The 15,648-nt window shown below is 68.9% G+C and carries 15 protein-coding genes; 13 read left to right on the top strand and 2 right to left on the bottom strand.

All coding sequences use genetic code 11. The features are described 5' to 3' along the window. Positions 1 to 48 precede the first annotated feature (48 nt). Together BS329_RS07155 and BS329_RS07150 are read left to right on the top strand one after the other, a co-directional pair. The gene (locus BS329_RS07155; RefSeq protein ID WP_076157034.1) at positions 49 to 1,635 is read left to right on the top strand and encodes an alpha/beta hydrolase; all 1,587 of its coding nucleotides are present in this window, start codon (positions 49 to 51) and stop codon (positions 1,633 to 1,635) included. Between the two features lie 538 nt (positions 1,636 to 2,173). Further along, the gene (locus tag BS329_RS07150) at positions 2,174 to 2,668 is read left to right on the top strand and encodes a helix-turn-helix domain containing protein (RefSeq protein WP_076157032.1); all 495 of its coding nucleotides are present in this window, start codon (positions 2,174 to 2,176) and stop codon (positions 2,666 to 2,668) included. A 42-nt stretch (positions 2,669 to 2,710) separates the two neighbouring features. On the opposite strand, the gene BS329_RS07145 is transcribed toward BS329_RS07150, so the two are convergent. Further along, positions 2,711 to 3,676: a helix-turn-helix transcriptional regulator gene (locus BS329_RS07145; RefSeq protein WP_076157029.1), complete on the bottom strand. Its 966-nt coding sequence runs from the start codon at positions 3,674 to 3,676 to the stop codon at positions 2,711 to 2,713. Positions 3,677 to 3,776: 100 nt separating this feature from the next. Here BS329_RS07145 and argC point away from each other — a divergent pair, with 100 nt between their 5' ends. From argC to argH, 8 genes are read left to right on the top strand one after another with little or no spacing between them, the layout of a single operon-like run. After that, complete coding sequence (argC, locus tag BS329_RS07140) at positions 3,777 to 4,805, top strand: N-acetyl-gamma-glutamyl-phosphate reductase (RefSeq protein WP_076157026.1); 1,029 nt, start codon at positions 3,777 to 3,779, stop codon at positions 4,803 to 4,805. Continuing rightward, complete coding sequence (gene argJ, locus BS329_RS07135; RefSeq protein ID WP_076157024.1) at positions 4,802 to 5,962, top strand: bifunctional glutamate N-acetyltransferase/amino-acid acetyltransferase ArgJ; 1,161 nt, start codon at positions 4,802 to 4,804, stop codon at positions 5,960 to 5,962. The genes argC and argJ overlap by 4 nt, the downstream gene beginning before the upstream one ends. Beyond that, positions 5,959 to 6,879 carry an acetylglutamate kinase gene (argB, locus tag BS329_RS07130; protein ID WP_076157021.1) on the top strand — a complete coding sequence of 307 codons (921 nt, stop codon included), beginning with the start codon at positions 5,959 to 5,961 and terminating at the stop codon, positions 6,877 to 6,879. The genes argJ and argB overlap by 4 nt, the downstream gene beginning before the upstream one ends. Further along, positions 6,876 to 8,069, top strand: coding sequence for an acetylornithine transaminase (locus tag BS329_RS07125; protein WP_076157018.1), 1,194 nt, complete (start codon positions 6,876 to 6,878; stop codon positions 8,067 to 8,069). The genes argB and BS329_RS07125 overlap by 4 nt, the downstream gene beginning before the upstream one ends. A 17-nt stretch (positions 8,070 to 8,086) precedes the next feature. Next, complete coding sequence (argF, locus tag BS329_RS07120; protein WP_076157015.1) at positions 8,087 to 9,013, top strand: ornithine carbamoyltransferase; 927 nt, start codon at positions 8,087 to 8,089, stop codon at positions 9,011 to 9,013. Beyond that, positions 9,010 to 9,531, top strand: coding sequence for an arginine repressor (locus tag BS329_RS07115; protein ID WP_076157012.1), 522 nt, complete (start codon positions 9,010 to 9,012; stop codon positions 9,529 to 9,531). The genes argF and BS329_RS07115 overlap by 4 nt, the downstream gene beginning before the upstream one ends. After that, complete coding sequence (locus BS329_RS07110) at positions 9,521 to 9,874, top strand: adenine nucleotide alpha hydrolase family protein (protein ID WP_076157009.1); 354 nt, start codon at positions 9,521 to 9,523, stop codon at positions 9,872 to 9,874. The genes BS329_RS07115 and BS329_RS07110 overlap by 11 nt, the downstream gene beginning before the upstream one ends. Before the next feature lie 26 nt (positions 9,875 to 9,900). Continuing rightward, entirely contained in the window at positions 9,901 to 11,316 is a 1,416-nt protein-coding gene (gene argH, locus BS329_RS07105) for an argininosuccinate lyase (RefSeq protein WP_076157006.1), read from the top strand. 53 nt (positions 11,317 to 11,369) lie between these two features. Here argH and BS329_RS07100 read toward each other — a convergent pair whose 3' ends face one another. Then, on the bottom strand, positions 11,370 to 12,074 hold the full coding sequence (locus tag BS329_RS07100) for a TetR/AcrR family transcriptional regulator (RefSeq protein WP_076157003.1): 705 nt from the start codon (positions 12,072 to 12,074) through the stop codon (positions 11,370 to 11,372). Between the two features lie 33 nt (positions 12,075 to 12,107). On the opposite strand from BS329_RS07100, the gene BS329_RS07095 reads away from it, so the two are divergent. The 3 genes from BS329_RS07095 to tyrS are packed head-to-tail and all read left to right on the top strand — an operon-like array spanning position 12,108 to position 15,484. Then, positions 12,108 to 13,523 carry a serine hydrolase domain-containing protein gene (locus BS329_RS07095; protein WP_076157000.1) on the top strand — a complete coding sequence of 472 codons (1,416 nt, stop codon included), beginning with the start codon at positions 12,108 to 12,110 and terminating at the stop codon, positions 13,521 to 13,523. 18 nt (positions 13,524 to 13,541) lie between these two features. Further along, complete coding sequence (locus tag BS329_RS07090; protein ID WP_143252936.1) at positions 13,542 to 14,177, top strand: DNA-3-methyladenine glycosylase; 636 nt, start codon at positions 13,542 to 13,544, stop codon at positions 14,175 to 14,177. A 32-nt stretch (positions 14,178 to 14,209) separates the two neighbouring features. Further along, positions 14,210 to 15,484: a tyrosine--tRNA ligase gene (gene tyrS, locus BS329_RS07085; RefSeq protein WP_076156997.1), complete on the top strand. Its 1,275-nt coding sequence runs from the start codon at positions 14,210 to 14,212 to the stop codon at positions 15,482 to 15,484. The last annotated feature ends 164 nt before the right edge of the window (positions 15,485 to 15,648 follow it).

The raw sequence follows: 15,648 nt of genomic DNA, 5'->3' as shown, positions 1-15,648 counted from the left end.
TCGGTAGCTTCGGCCCGACCGGGTCGAACGCGGACGAAAAGGAACACAGTGAAGAAATTCGTTGCCGCCCTGGCGGTCGCGGGGATCGGCGTCGGCACCATGGCGCTCGCTCCCTCCGCCACGGCCGCCTCGGCGTCGGACTTCGATCCGAAGCCCATCTCCTGGGGAGCCTGCACGCGTCCGAGCCTGGTCAAGGCCGGCGCGGAATGCGGCTTCCTCGAGGTCCCGCTGGACTACGCGAAGCCCGGCGGGGAGAAGATCTCGATCGCCGTCTCGCGCGTGAAGCACAAGTCCGCCCGATCGCAGGGCGTCATGCTGGTCAACCCGGGTGGTCCCGGCGGCTCCGGCCTCGGCCTGTCGACGCTCGGCCGGGCCGTCCCCAAGAAGGCGGGTGAGGAGTACGACTGGATCGGCTTCGACCCGCGTGGGGTCGGGGAGAGCAAGCCGTCGCTGACCTGCGACGGCAACTACGCCTCCTACAACCGCCCGCAGTACGTGCCGACCACGCGCGCGCTCGAGAAAGCGTGGTTCGACAAGGCGAAGGGCTACGCGGAAGCGTGCGCCAAGAACGGCGCGATCCTCGAGCACATCAAGACCATCGATGTCGCGAAGGACGTCGACAGCCTGCGCAAGGCGCTGGGCGAGAAGCAGATCAACTACTACGGCTTCTCCTACGGCACCTACCTCGGCCAGGTCTACAGCACGCTGTTCCCGCAGAACGTGCGGCGGATGGTGTTCGACGGCACCGTCGACCCCCGCGATGTCTGGTACAAGGCGAACCTGAACCAGGACATCGCCTTCGACAAGAACATCAAGACCTACTTCGGCTGGCTCGCCGAGTACGACGACGTCTACCATCTCGGCAAGACCGCGTCCGCGGTCGAGAAGCTGTGGTACGCCGAGCAGAGGAAGCTGTACGACAAGCCCGCGGGCGGTGTCATCGGTGGCTCCGAGTGGACGGACATCTTCCTTCAGGCCGGGTACTACGTCTTCGGCTGGGAAGATATTGCGAACGCGTTCTCGGGCTGGGTCCACAAGGGAGACTGGCAGACCCTGAAGGGCCTGTACGACGGCTCCCACCCGCCGGGTCAGGACAACGGGTACGCGGTGTACGCGGCCGTGCAGTGCACCGATGTCGCGTGGCCGCAGAGCTGGAACCGCTGGAAGTTCGACAACTGGGTCACGCACTTCCGGGCGCCGTTCGAGACCTGGGGCAACGCCTGGTTCAACGCGCCGTGCCTCAACTGGCCCGCGAAGCCGGGCAAGCCGGTGGAGATCGACGGCCGCAAGGTGCCGGGCATCCTGCTGGTCAACGAGGAGAACGACGCCGCGACGCCGTACCCCGGCAGCATCGAGGTCCGCAAGCGCTACCCGAACTCCAGCCTGATCAGCGCGCCCGGTGGCACCACGCACTCGGGCTCGCTGTCCGGTGTGTCCTGTGTGGACGACAAGATCGCGGACTACCTGCTGACCGGAAAGCTGCCCGTGCGGAAGCCGGGCAACGGTTCGGACGTGCAGTGCACCCCGGTCCCGCAGCCGGTTCCGGCCGGTTCGTCGGCCGGTGCGAAGAAGTCGGACGTGCCGTCCGTCGCTGAAGTGAAGAAGGAGGCGCTGGCCCAGGCGCTGCCTTTCTGAGCCCGGTCGCTTTGAGGTGCCTCACCGCAATTAGTCCTCTAAATGCGGCGTGTCTGGCGGTGCTGGTGGTTTCCCTGGTCCGTGAAGGGCTCCTTGAGGGACCCAGAGTCCCTCAAGGAGCCCTTCACGAACCAGGCCCAGCGTAGGTACCTAAGCCACGAGCCCACGCTTTCGCAAGTACATGAAGGCCCCCTTCCTTGCGCTAGGCGCAAGGAAGGGGGCCTTCATGTACTTGCGGCGACCAGCTCACCGTCACCGTCACCGTCACCTGCGCCGCCGCCCGCCGTCGCCCGCCGTCGCCGTCGCCCGCCGCCCGCCGTCGCGCTCACCGTCGCCGTCGCCCGCCGCTACTCCTGCTCGCGACCCGCGCCGGTGCCGTGCCTCACCGCAATTAGTTCTCTAAATGCGGTGACAAGCCGCCATGACCGGCACCCTCTCGTCCCGAAAAGCGCTGAAAGTACCGGTCATCCACCCTCCCGGCCCGAATTCCCGTCGCCGGGCCGGGGAATTGTCGGGGCCGCCCGTTAGCGTCCCCGGCATGACCATTGTCGAAGAGCACCGGACCGAGATCCGCGTGCAGGACACCGTTTATCGCATCGAGGTCGCCGCCCGTGAGGGTGGCGGCGCGGCCGGGGAAGACCGCTGGGTGACCGTCATGGTCGGCGGAGCCGGACCGCAGGAGGAGCCTGTCGCCGAAGGCAGGCTCGACATCGACGCCGAGGCCGTACCGGCTTTGGCGACCGTCCTTTCCGACACGCTGATGGCGTTCGCCGGTCGGAGCAACGGCCGGAACGGTCGCCGAAGATCGGCCGACCGCCCCGCGCACCAGGGCCTGCCGTGGTCCGAAGAGCTGGACGCCGAACTGGAAGGCCGTTGGCTGGCCGGGGAAAGCGTCGAGGAGATCGCGCGGCGGTTCGAACGGACGCCGGGCGGGATCAGGGCACGACTGCCGAGGGTCGGCTGCGACCCGGAGCGCCGGGGCGCCTATCTCCCGATTCCGCCAAGTCAGCGAGAGGTAGGTGAACTCGGCTGAACCCAGGCGGTCGCGGGGGTCACCCGGCTCTCGCGGCCGCCGTCAGTCCACTGTGGACGAAATGCCGCGGTTCACCCGCGCCGCCATCTCCCGCAGGTGGCCGATCAGTTCCGGCGGCTCGTGCACGGTGAATTCACAACCGAGCCCCAGCAGCCGGAACGCGAGCCAGTCGAGGGTGTCCGCGCCCGCGTTCCAGACGCAGTTCCCGTTATCGATCGGCTCGATTTCGCCGATGCTGTCCCCGATCGCGGGGGCGACCTGGTTCATCGGCGCGTGCAGGGTCACGCGCGCACTGTAGGTGGGAAGGAGGCTGTACATCCTGTCGGTGACGTAGGCCGCCACATCCTCCGCGGGCGGCTGCCTGGGGGTGGCCCGGCCGCCGGTCGCTCGCGGTTCGGAGATCCGGTCCGCGCGGAAGATCCGCCAGCCGTCGCGGTCGAGGTCGTAGCCGAGTAGGTACCAGCGGCGCCCGGCCGAGACGAGCCGGTGCGGTTCGACGTGCCGCCGGGATTCGGTCCCGTCGCCGGTGCGGTAGGCGAAGCGTGTCCGCTCGGTGTTGGCGATCGCGCCGGCGAAGACGGTGAGGTGTTCCGGGTCCACCGCGGGGCCGGTGCCGGGCAGCGGCACGGTCGCGGCACCCAGCGCGCTGACGCGGTACCGCAGTCGTGAGGGCAGCACCTGCTCGAGCTTCGCCAGTGCCCGCACCGACGACTCTTCGATCCCCGAGATCGCCTGTCCGGCGGCACCACGGAGACCGACCGCGATCGCGACGGCCTCCTCGTCGTCGAGCAGCAGCGGTGGCATCGCCGCGCCCGCGCCAAGCCGGTAACCGCCGTCGGAGCCTCGTGACGCCTCGACTGGGTAACCGAGCTCACGCAGCCGGTCGATGTCGCGCCGGATGGTCCGCTGGCTGACCTCCAGCCGCTCGGCGAGCTCGCTGCCAGGCCATTCGCGTGGTGTCTGCAACAGTGACAGCAGGCTGAGCAGCCGGCCGGGCGTGTCTGTCATGCGGCAAGGATGCCCGGACAAGGGACAGGGGCTGGCCTATATCGGGTGAGCCGCACGACTTTGTTTGATTGAACTTGCACGACTGTGCATAATCATTCGTATGACGGTGAAGATCGCGGTAGCCGGAGCCAGTGGGTACGCGGGTGGCGAACTCCTGCGCCTGCTGCTGACCCATCCCGAAGCCCAGATCGGTGCGCTGACCGCGGCCAGCTCGGCGGGGACGCCACTGATCCAGCACCAGCCGCATCTCGCGCCGCTGGCGGACCGTGTGCTGTTGGAGACGACCTCGGAGACCCTCGCCGGGCACGACGTCGTCTTCCTCGCCCTGCCGCACGGCCACTCGGGAGCCATCGCCGCCCAGCTGGGCCCGGACGTCCTGGTGGTGGACCTCGGCGCGGACCACCGCCTCGCGAACGAGGCCGACTGGCAGCGCTGGTACGGCGGTGACCACGCCGGGCAGTGGCCGTATGGGCTCCCCGAACTCCCCGGTGCCCGCGAGCGTCTCGCCGGGACCAAGCGCGTCGCGGTCCCCGGCTGTTTCCCGACCGGAGGTTCGATCGCGCTCGCCCCGGCCCTCGCCGCGGGCCTGATCGAGCCGGAGGTCAACGTCGTCGCCGTGACCGGGACCTCGGGCGCGGGCAAGAGCCTCAAGCCGAACCTCCTCGGTTCGGAGGTGATGGGTTCGGCCACCGCGTACGGCGTCGGCGGTGCCCACCGCCACACCCCCGAATTCGCGCAGAACCTCTCGGCGGTCTCGGGCGAGCAGGTCAAGGTGTCCTTCACCCCTGTGCTGGCCCCGATGCCGCGCGGGATCCTCACCACCGCGAGCGCCGCGCTCAAGTCCGACGTGGACGCCGACGGCGCCCGCGAGGTGTACGAGAAGGCCTACGCCGCGGAGCCGTTCGTCCAGCTGCTGCCTCCTGGCCTGTGGCCGTCGTCGGCCTCGGTGGTCGGCTCGAACAACGTCCAGCTGCAGGTGACCGTCGACGCCGACACCCAGCGCCTGATCGTGGTCGCGGCCATCGACAACCTGACCAAGGGCACCGCCGGTGGTGCCGTCCAGTCCATGAACCTCGCGCTCGGCCTCCCCGAGACCACCGGACTTCCGACCGTAGGAGTCGCTCCGTGACCGTCACCCAGCCGAAGGGATTCCGGGCCGCGGGCGTCGCCGCCGGGATCAAGGCCGCCGGAAAGCTCGATCTCGCGCTCGTCGTCAACGACGGTCCGCTCCAGGTCGCGGCCGGTGTGTTCACCCGCAACGTGATCAAGGCCGCGCCCGTGCTGTGGTCGCGAGAGGTGCTCAAGCAGCGGCGCCTCAAGGCCGTCGTCCTCAACTCCGGCGGTGCGAACGCGGCAACCGGGCCAGGTGGTTTCCAGGACACGCACCAGACCGCCGAGAAGGTCGCCGGACTCTTCCAGGCAGGCGCGATCGAGGTCGCGGTCTGCTCGACCGGCCTGATCGGCGAGCGACTGCCGATGGAGGCGCTGCTTTCCGGCGTGGACACCGCCTTCAAGGGACTCGGCACCGGCGCCGAAGCCGATCTCGACGCCGCCACCGCGATCATGACCACCGACAGCAAGCCGAAGCAGGCGGCCGCGAAGCACGACGGCGGCTGGAGCGTCGGCGGCTTCGCCAAGGGCGCCGGCATGCTCGCCCCGAACCTCGCGACGATGCTCTCGGTCCTCACCACCGACGCGGTCGTCACGCCCGACGTCCTCGACAGGGCCCTGCGTGCCGCCACCGGCGTCACCTTCGACCGGCTCGACGTCGACGGCGGCACCTCCACCAACGACACCGTGCTCGTCCTCGCGTCCGGCGCCAGTGGCGTCGAGCCGACCGAGGCCGAACTGACCGAACTGCTCACCGCCGTCAGCCTCGACCTCGTGCTGCAACTGCGCGCGGACTCCGAAGGCGCGACCAAGTACGTCGACGTCACGGTCACCGGAGCGGCGAGCGAGGCGGACGCCATCGCCGTCGGCCGGACGATCGCCGAGGACAACCTGGTCAAGACCGCGCTGTTCGGTTCGGACCCGAACTGGGGCCGCATCGCCATGGCACTGGGCCGCGTGCCCGCGGAGATCGACCCGGAGAAGGTCGCCATCACGATCAACGGCGTCACCCTGTTCGCCAAGGGCACCCCCGCCGCGGACCGTTCCGAGGCGGATCTCTCCGGCCGTGACATCCAGATCGTGGTCGACCTGGGGCTCGGCGAAGGCGAGGCCACGATCTACACGACCGACCTTTCGCACGCGTACGTCGAAGAGAACAGCGCGTACTCGTCATGAGCCCTTCCGAATCCACGGTCCCCGCGGACGAACGGCTCGCGACGGCCGCCGAGAAAGCCGCGATCCTCATCGAGGCCCTGCCCTGGTTGCAGCGCTTCCACGGCGCCACCGTCGTGGTGAAGTACGGCGGCAACGCCATGATCGACGAGAGCCTCAAGCAGGCTTTCGCCGAGGACATGGTGTTCCTGCGCATGGCCGGGCTGCGTCCGGTGGTGGTGCACGGCGGCGGCCCGCAGATCACCGCGATGCTCAACCGGCTCGGCGTCGAAGGCGAGTTCAAGGGTGGTCTGCGCGTCACCACGCCCGAGACGATGGACATCGTCCGCATGGTGCTGACCGGCCAGGTCAGCCGCGAACTGGTCGGGCTGATCAACGCGCACGGCCCGTACGCGGTCGGCATCTCCGGCGAGGACGCGCGGTTGTTCACCGCCGAGCGCAAACAGGCCACTGTGGACGGCGTACCCGTCGACATCGGGCTGGTCGGCGAGGTCTCCGAGGTCAACCCGGACGCGGTGCTCGACATCGTCAACGCGGGCCGGATCCCCGTGGTGTCCACCGTGGCGCCGGACATCGACGGCGTCGTGCACAACATCAACGCCGACACCGCCGCCGGTGCGCTGGCCGCCGCGCTGGGCGCGGAGAAACTCGTCGTCCTCACCGACGTCGAAGGCCTTTACGCCAACTGGCCGGACCGCGGCTCGCTGGTCGACCGCATCCGCGTGGACCGTCTCGAAACCCTCTTGCCCGGCCTCGCCAGCGGCATGATCCCGAAGATGGAGGCCTGCGTGCGCGCCATCCGCGGCGGTGTCCGCCGGGCGCACGTGATCGACGGCCGCATCGCCCATTCGGTGCTGCTGGAGGTCTTCACCTCCCGCGGCATCGGTACCATGGTCTTCCCCGAAACGGAGCTCCCGTGACCACGCTTAAGTCCAATGTAGACGGCCAGGAGCACTGGAAGTCCTCTCTCATGGACAACTACGGCACCCCGTCGCTGACGCTGGTCCGCGGTGAGGGCGCGAAGGTCTGGGACGCCGACGGCAAGCCGTACGTCGACCTGCTCGGCGGGATCGCGGTCAACGCGCTCGGCCACGCCCATCCCGCCGTGGTCGCCGCGGTCTCCGAACAGGTCGCGAAACTCGGGCACACGTCGAACCTCTACGTGAACCCGGTCGCGGTCGAACTCGCCGAAACCCTCCTCGACGTCGCCGGTCTCTCGGGCAACGCGAAGGTGCTGTTCGTCAACTCCGGCGCCGAAGCCAACGAAGCCGCGCTGAAAATCAGCAGGCTCACCGGGCGCACGAAGATCGTCGCCTGTGAGGGGGCCTTCCACGGCCGCACCATGGGCGCCTTGACCCTGACCGGGCAGCCGTCGAAGCGCGAGCCGTTCGCGCCGCTGGTCCCGGGCGTCACCCACGTTCCGTATGGCGACGTCGACGCGCTTCGCGCCGCGGTGGACATAGACACGGCGGCGGTGTTCCTCGAGCCGATCCTCGGGGAGGCGGGTGTCGTCCCGGCGCCGGACGGCTACCTCCAGGCCGCGCGGGAGATCACCAAAGCGACCGGGACCCTGCTGGTCCTCGACGAGGTGCAGACCGGCATCGGCCGCACCGGCTCGTGGTTCGCCTTCCAGCACGCCGGCATCGTGCCGGACGTCATCACCCTGGCCAAAGGGCTCGGTGGCGGCCTGCCGATCGGCGCGGTCATCGGCGTCGGCGAGGTGGGTGAACTCGTCAAGCCGGGTCAGCACGGAACCACTTTCGGGGGAAACCCGATCTGCTGTGCCGCCGGACTCGCCGTGCTCAAGACCATCGCCGAGGACAACCTGAACGACCACGTTTCCGCACTGGGCAAGGACATCGCGACCGGGGTCGAGGAACTCGGCCACCCGCTGGTCGCCGGGGTCCGTGGCGCTGGGCTGCTGCTCGGCATCGCGTTGCGCGAACCGGTTTCGGCGGCGGTCGCGAAGGCCGCGCAAGAGGCGGGCTACCTGGTCAACCCGATCGCCCCGGACACCATCCGGCTGGCACCACCGCTGATCCTGAGCGCCGACGAGGCCAAGGGATTCCTCGAAGCCCTTCCCGGGGCGCTCGATTCCACCACCACCTAGGACAGAGACGAAAACGCATGCTCCGCAACTTTCTCCGTGACGACGATCTCAGCCCGGCCGAACAGACCGAGATCCTGGACCTCGCCGACCAGCTCAAGGCCGAACCGCTGAGCTCCCGCGCGCTGGAGGGCAAGTCCGTCGCGGCGATCTTCGAGAAGAACTCCACCCGGACCCGGTTCTCGTTCGAGGTCGGCATCTCCCAGCTCGGCGGGCACCCGGTGATCATCGACGGGCGCTCCATGCAGCTCGGCCGCGAAGAGACCATCGAGGACACTTCGCGGGTGCTTTCGCGGTACCTGGACGCGATCGTGTGGCGGACCTTCGCCCAAAAGCGCATCGACGCGATGGCCTCGGCGGCGAGCATCCCGGTGATCAACGCGCTCACCGACGAGTTCCACCCGTGCCAGGTGCTCACCGACCTGATGACCATCCGCGAGCGCAAGGGCAAGCTCGCCGGGCTCACCCTGGTCTACCTCGGCGACGGCGCCAACAACATGGCGCATTCGCTGCTGCTGGGCGGGACCACGGCGGGGATGAACGTGCGTGTCGTCTCGCCGGAGGGCTTCCAGCCGGATCAGCAGGTCATGCTCGACGCCAAGCACCGGTCGAGTGAAACCGGCGGCAGCACCACGGTCTTCACCGATCCGTACGCCGCGGTCGAAGGCGCGGACGTCGTCGTCACCGACACGTGGACGTCGATGGGACAGGAGAACGACGGTCTCGACCGCGTCGGCCCGTTCCGTGAGCTGCAGGTCAACGCCGGGCTGATGCGCCGCGCCGCGGACGAGGCGATCGTGCTGCACTGCCTGCCCGCGCACCGCGGCTGGGAGATCACCGACGAGGTCATCGACGGCCCGTCGAGCGCGGTCTGGGACGAGGCCGAAAACCGGCTGCACGCCCAAAAGGCGCTGCTGGTGTGGCTCCTGGACGAGAAGCGACGATGACCGGCAGCAGGGTCACCCGGCAGGCCCGGATCACCGCACTCGTGTCCAGGATGGCCATCCGCAGCCAGACGGAGCTCGCGAAACTCCTTGCGGCGGAAGGCATCGACGTCACCCAGGCGACGCTTTCGCGGGACCTCGACGAACTGGGCGCGGTCAAACTGCGGGGCGCCGATTCCGGCGCTCCCGTGTACGTGATCCCGGAGGACGGCAGCCCGGTACGCGGGGTGCAGGGCGGCACGTCCCGGCTTTCGCGGCTGCTCGCCGAATTGCTCGTTTCGGCCGACTCGTCGGGGAACCTGACGGTGCTGCGCACTCCGCCGGGTGCGGCGCAGTTCCTCGCCAGCGCCATCGACAGGGCGGCGCTGGAGGAGGTCGTCGGCTCGATCGCCGGCGACGACACGGTCGCGGTGATCGCGAGAGAACCGTTGTCCGGCAAGGACCTGGCCGAGCGTTTCCTGGCGCTGGCCCGACGGTCGTCCACAGAGGACGGCGGTGAGGAGACCGAAGGTGGCGCCTGACGGGTTCGCCTTCCCGGACGATCCGGAGAAGCTGGTCGTCACCTTCGACGAAGGGGTGCCGGTCGCCATCGACGGGGAGACCGTGACCCTGCTGGAGGCCTTCCAGCAGGTGAACCGCCGTGTCGGCGCCTTCGGGCTCAAAGGACGCGAGATCTACGACAGCCCGGGCGCGCTCGCGTTGGTCACCGCGCACGACGAACTGGAAAAAGTCAGTATCGGGCGGGTGTCCGGCGAAGTGCGCCTGGTCCTGCACCGCGGCAACGCGGTCGTGAACTCCGCGCGCGACGAGCGCACACTGTACGACTTCAGCACAGGCGCTACGTTCGACCAGTCAGTCGCCTGAAGAGAATCAAGGATCCGAGGAGTGTTGTGAGCGGGAATGAGCAGCCGGTGCAGCTGTGGGGCGGCCGGTTCGCCAGCGGGCCGGCGGAGGCGATGGCGGCGCTGAGCGCGTCGACCCATTTCGACTGGCGGCTGGCGCCGTACGACATCGCCGGGTCGAGGGCCCACGCGCGAGTGCTGCGGAAGGCCGGGCTTCTCACCGAAGACGAGCTGACGGGCATGCTCGCCGCGCTGGACACGCTCGCGCAGGACGTCGCCTCGGGCGCGTTCACCCCGACCATCGCCGACGAAGACGTCCACACCGCGCTCGAACGCGGTCTGCTGGAGCGGGCGGGTACCGAACTCGGCGGCAAGCTGCGGGCGGGCCGGTCACGCAACGACCAGGTCGCGACGCTGTTCCGGATGTGGCTGCGGGACGCCGCCCGCCGGGTGGTCGCCGGCACCCTCGGCGTCGTCGACGCGCTGGTTTCGCAGGCGAAGCGGCACCCGGACGCGATTCTTCCGGGGCGCACCCACTTGCAGCACGCCCAGCCGGTCCTGCTGGCGCACCATCTGCTCGCGCACGGCCAGTCGCTGCTGCGCGATGTCACCCGGTTGCGTGACTGGGACGCGCGCACCGCCGAGTCGCCTTACGGTTCCGGCGCTCTCGCGGGCTCCTCGCTCGGGCTCGACCCCGAGGCCGTCGCCGCGGAACTGGGCTTCGACACCAGCGTCGACAACTCCATCGACGGCACCGCCTCGCGGGACTTCGTCGCCGAGTTCGCCTTCGACGTCGCGATGCTCGCGGTCAACCTGTCCAGGATCGCCGAAGAGGTGATCATCTGGAACACCGCCGAATTCGGCTACGTCACCCTCGACGACGCGTGGGCCACCGGCAGTTCGATCATGCCGCAGAAGAAGAACCCGGACGTCGCCGAGCTGACCCGCGGCAAGGCCGGACGGCTCATCGGCAATCTGACCGGGCTGCTCGCGACCCTCAAGGCGCAGCCGCTCGCGTACAACCGGGATCTGCAGGAGGACAAGGAGCCGGTCTTCGACTCCGTCGAGCAGCTGGAACTGCTGTTCCCGGCGATCGCGGGCATGCTCGAGACGCTGACCTTCCACCCCGCCCGGCTCGCCGAACTGGCGCCCGCCGGGTTCACCCTCGCCACGGACATCGCCGAATGGCTTGTGCGCCAAGGAGTTCCGTTCCGTGTCGCGCATGAAGCGGCGGGGGAAAGCGTCCGCGTCGCCGAGGGCCGGGGTGTCGGACTGGACGAACTGACCGACGAAGAATTCGAGAAGATCAATCCGGCGCTGACGCCCGCCGTGCGCGAGGTGCTGACCGTGGAGGGCTCGGTGAACTCACGCGACGCTCGTGGCGGAACCGCTCCCGAGCGGGTCGCCGAACAGCGGGACCGGCTGGTCGCGCGGGTCACCGAACACCGCGCCTGGCTGAGCTGACCAGAAGTACATGATGGCCCCCTTCCTTGCGCCTGAGTACAGGAAGGGGGCCTTCATGTACTCCAAGGAAGCTTGGCCGCCAAGCCGTCGAGAACGCAGCCAAGGCCACGCTCGAAGTCGGAGTCGTTGGTCTCCTCGGGCTTCCGTTCCCGCTGTGCCGCATACAGCTTCTTCAGCCGCGGGTGGTCCTGCACGGCCTGCTCAGCGGCGGGCCACAGGCGGTCTTTCCACTCCCGCTCGCTCTGCCCACTGCGCTTGAGCGTCGTGAGCCACGCGGCCTCGCTGGTGGCCCTCCCGACGACGAACGCCATCACCGTGTTGAACGCCAGGTCTGCGTCGTCCAGCGAGAATCCCGCGTCCTCGAACAGTGCCAGCGCGGCCTCCGACAGCCGCAGGACGTTCGGCCCCAGATACGCCACCCCCGCCTCGCCGAGCAGCGAGCCGATCCAGGGGTGGCGAAGAAACACCGAGCGCAGGTCGTGGGCGAATCGCGTCGCCGCCGCCCGCCACGGACCCGGCTCCGGGAGCGCGACTTCGCCGTAGATCTCGTCGACGACCAGTTCCACCAGCTCGTCCTTGCCGGCCAGGTGGGTGTACATCGACGCGGCGGCCACGTCGAGCCGGATCCCGAGTTTCCGCATGCTCAGCGCGTCGATGCCTTCGGCGTCGAGCAGTTCGATGGCCGCGGAAACGATCTTTTCCCTGCTCAGCGCCGGCTGGTCGCGTTTGCGTTTCGGAGGACGAACCCAGATCGACATCCGCGTTCCCTACTTTTCCGTACAGTGTTCAGTATGCCTAACAGTGTACGGACACTATTCGACCTCGCCCACTGGCAGTCCCGCCTCGACTCTCTGCGAGCCGAACACCGAGTTCCCGGTGCGACCCTCGCGGTGCTCGTCGACGGCGAGCTCCACGAACTCGCGAGCGGGATCCTGCACCGGGGGACCGGCGTCGAGACCACCACCGATTCGGTCTTCCAGCTCGGCTCGGTCGCGAAGGTCTACACGGCCGCGCTGGTGATGGGCCTTGCCGAGGAAGGGCGGCTGGATCTCGACGCACCGGTGATCGAGGTCTTGCCGGAGTTCGCGACGGTCGATCCGGACGCGACCAGGACGATCACCGCCCGACGGCTGCTGAGTCACACGAGCGGCCTCACCTGCGACTTCACCGACGACACCGGACGCGGTGACGACTGTCTCGCCAAGTACGTCGAAGCGGCGAGAGGAGTGGCGATGGACTGCCCGCCGGGGACGGCGGCGTCCTACAGCAGCGTCGGGTACAACGTGCTCGGCCGGATCATCGAGGTGCTCACCGGTCTGACCTGGGACAACGCCCTGCGGGAGCGGCTCATCGCGCCCCTCGGGCTCGCCGAGACGATGACCCTGCCCGAAGAGGCGTTGCGGTTCCGGGTCGCGATGGGGCATCTCGGGCAGGACCCGGAGCCGACGGCCGCCTGGGATCTCATGCCGCGTAACGCCGGTCCCTACGGCCGAGTCCTGGCCACCGCCGGTGACGTGGTCCGCTTCGCGCGGATGCTGCTGGACGGCACCGCGGCCGACGGGACTCGCGTGCTCGCCGAGGACACGGTGACCGCGATGCGGCGTCGCGAGGTCGAAGTGCCCGACAAGTGGACGCTCGGCTCCGACGGCTGGGGCCTGGGCCTGTCGATCTACGACTGGAACGGCGTTTCCGGCTTCGGGCACAACGGCTCGTCGATCGGGCAGCGCTCCTACCTGCGGGTGGTCCCGGAAGCCGGGCTGGCCTTCGCCCTGCTCACCAACCACGGCACGACGGATCGGCTGTACAACGACCTGTCCCGGGAACTGCTCGGCGAACTCGCCGGAGTGCAGGTGCCCGCCGACTTCGCTCCGCCGCCGTCACCGCCTTCGGCGAACGTCGCACCTTTCGCGGGCACCTATCGCCGCGAAGGCGTCATCATCACCGTCGCCGAGAAGGCCGGGAAGCTGCACTTCGTCTACGAATTCGCCGATGCGCTCAAGGGAATCGCCCCGCCGATCGAGGCGGATCTGGTGCCCGTGTCGGACAACGTCTTCGCCGGGAGGAACTCGATGTTCGGCGACGACTGGATGCCGGTGCTGTTCTCGAAACTCCCCGACGGCACCGAGTACTGCTACACCGGCATGCGAGTGGCGCCGAAGATCACGGAGTTCCGCGCGGATGGCGAACCTGTCGGAGCCTCCGGTTAAGGTCGGGGAGTGCGGAACGTGGTGACCGGGAGGCAGTTCACCCGGCGGGAACTGGCGCTGGATCCGGTGGAGCTGTCGACGCTCCTGCTCGGAGCGGTGATCGAAGCGACCGGTCCCGACGGCACGGTCGCCGTCCGCCTGGTCGAGGTGGAGGCCTATCGCGGACTCGACGACCCCGCATCGCACTGCTATCGCGGTCAGACCCCGCGCAACGCGGTCATGTGGGGGCCGGCGGGGCATCTGTACGTGTACTTCGTCTACGGCATGCACTTCTGCGCCAACGTCGTCGGCACCGAAGACGGGCAGCCGGGCGCCGTGCTGCTTCGGGCCGGGGAGGTGGTGTCCGGTGCCGACATCGCCAAGGCGCGCAGGCCGTCGGCGCGGGGCAACGGCGAACTCGCCAAAGGCCCGGCCATCCTCACCTCGGTGCTCGGCATCGACAAGGCCGAGAACGGGGTCGACCTGACCGATCCCGCGTCACCCGTCCGGCTGTACACCGGTGAACGCGTCCCCGAATCGTCCATCCGCAGCGGGCCGCGCGTCGGCGTCGCGATGGCGATGGACACGCCGTGGCGGTTCTGGATCGACGGCTCGCCCGCCGTCTCCACCTACCGGCGCGGCGGCAAGCGGCGGGCGTCGGCCCCCGGCCGATAGTCGGTTGACCTGGTGCGGGAGGATCTACAGGCGTGAGCGAGCACATCCTTGACGAGCTGACCTGGCGCGGCCTGATCGCGCAATCCACCGACACCGACGCACTGCGGCGAGACCTCGACCAAGGACCCCTCACGCTCTATTGCGGATTCGACCCGACGGCGCCGAGCCTGCACGCCGGCAACCTGGTCCCGCTGCTGATGCTCTCGCGCTTCCAGCGCGCCGGGCACCGCCCGATCGTGCTGGCGGGCGTCGCCACCGGGATGATCGGCGACCCGCGCGACACCGGTGAACGCACCCTCAACACGGTGGACACCGTCTCCGAGTGGGCCGACCGGATCCGCGGACAGCTGGAACGGTTCGTCGACTTCGACGACTCGCCGACCGGCGCGGTCATCGAGAACAACCTGGACTGGACCGCGAAGCAGAGCGTGGTCGAGTTCCTGCGCGACGTCGGCAAGCACTTCCCGGTCAACATGATGCTGAACCGGGAGACGGTGAAGCGCCGCCTCGAAGGCGACGGCATTTCCTACACCGAGTTCAGCTACCTGCTGCTGCAGTCGCAGGACTACCTGCACCTGTACCGCGAGTACGGCTGCAAGCTGCAGATCGGCGGCTCGGACCAGTGGGGCAACCTCGTCGGCGGTGTCGACCTGATCCGCCGAACCGACGGCGGGCACACCCACGCGCTGACCGCGCCGCTGGTCACCGACTCCGAGGGACGCAAGTTCGGGAAGTCCACCGGCGGCGGCAGCGTCTGGCTCGACCCGGAGATGACCTCGCCGTACGCGTGGTTCCAGTACTTCCTGAACGTCAGCGACGCCGACGTCATCCGCTACCTGAAGATGTTCTCCTTCCTCGGGCAGGAGGAGATCGCGGCACTCGCCGAAGACACCGAGCAGCGCCCCCACCTGCGGTCCGCGCAGCGGAAGCTGGCGGAGGACTTCACGACCCTGGTGCACGGCGAGGGGGCGACCCGGCAGGTCGTCGCCGCTAGCCAGGCGCTCTTCGGCAGGGGAGAGCTGCGTGAACTCGACTCCTCGACCCTCGACGCCGCCATGGCCGAGGTGCCGAACGGCAAGACGGACCCGAGCGGCGAGTCGACGATCGTCGATCTGCTGATCACCGCCGGGCTCGTCGACAGCAAGAGCGCCGCGCGCCGCACCGTCAAGGAAGGCGGCGCGTACGTCAACAACACGAAGATCGCCGACGAGGAGTGGAAGCCGTCCGCGGACGACGCTCTGCACGGCCGTTGGCTCGTGGTCCGCAAGGGCAAGCGCAACGTCGCCGGCGTCCGCGTCGGGGGCTGAACTGTGGCCCGGCCCGAAACAGGGGGCTTGACCTGCGGAAACGCAGTTAAGGTACCCCCCTGTTTCGAGCCCCTGCGGGCCATGTAAAGTTCTCCAAGTCGCCAGGGAAACCGGGTGGCTGCGGGACACGAACCAAGCTCTCACCTCTGGGTGATTGAGTGGGT

It is taken from the genome of Amycolatopsis coloradensis, from assembly GCF_001953865.1.
Classification (GTDB): domain Bacteria; phylum Actinomycetota; class Actinomycetes; order Mycobacteriales; family Pseudonocardiaceae; genus Amycolatopsis; species Amycolatopsis coloradensis.
This window is presented reverse-complemented; position numbering and strand designations above follow the sequence as displayed.

Excerpts from the sequence above, each read along its gene's own strand:
- BS329_RS07150 (WP_076157032.1), top strand. The coding sequence starts at position 2,174 with ATGACCATTGTCGAAGAGCACCGGACCGAGATCCGCGTGCAGGACACC.
- BS329_RS07145 (WP_076157029.1), bottom strand. The coding sequence starts at position 3,676 with ATGACAGACACGCCCGGCCGGCTGCTCAGCCTGCTGTCACTGTTGCAG.
- argC (WP_076157026.1), top strand. The coding sequence starts at position 3,777 with ATGACGGTGAAGATCGCGGTAGCCGGAGCCAGTGGGTACGCGGGTGGC.
- argB (WP_076157021.1), top strand. The coding sequence starts at position 5,959 with ATGAGCCCTTCCGAATCCACGGTCCCCGCGGACGAACGGCTCGCGACG.
- argF (WP_076157015.1), top strand. The coding sequence starts at position 8,087 with ATGCTCCGCAACTTTCTCCGTGACGACGATCTCAGCCCGGCCGAACAG.
- BS329_RS07115 (WP_076157012.1), top strand. The coding sequence starts at position 9,010 with ATGACCGGCAGCAGGGTCACCCGGCAGGCCCGGATCACCGCACTCGTG.
- BS329_RS07100 (WP_076157003.1), bottom strand. The coding sequence starts at position 12,074 with ATGTCGATCTGGGTTCGTCCTCCGAAACGCAAACGCGACCAGCCGGCG.
- BS329_RS07095 (WP_076157000.1), top strand. The coding sequence starts at position 12,108 with ATGCCTAACAGTGTACGGACACTATTCGACCTCGCCCACTGGCAGTCC.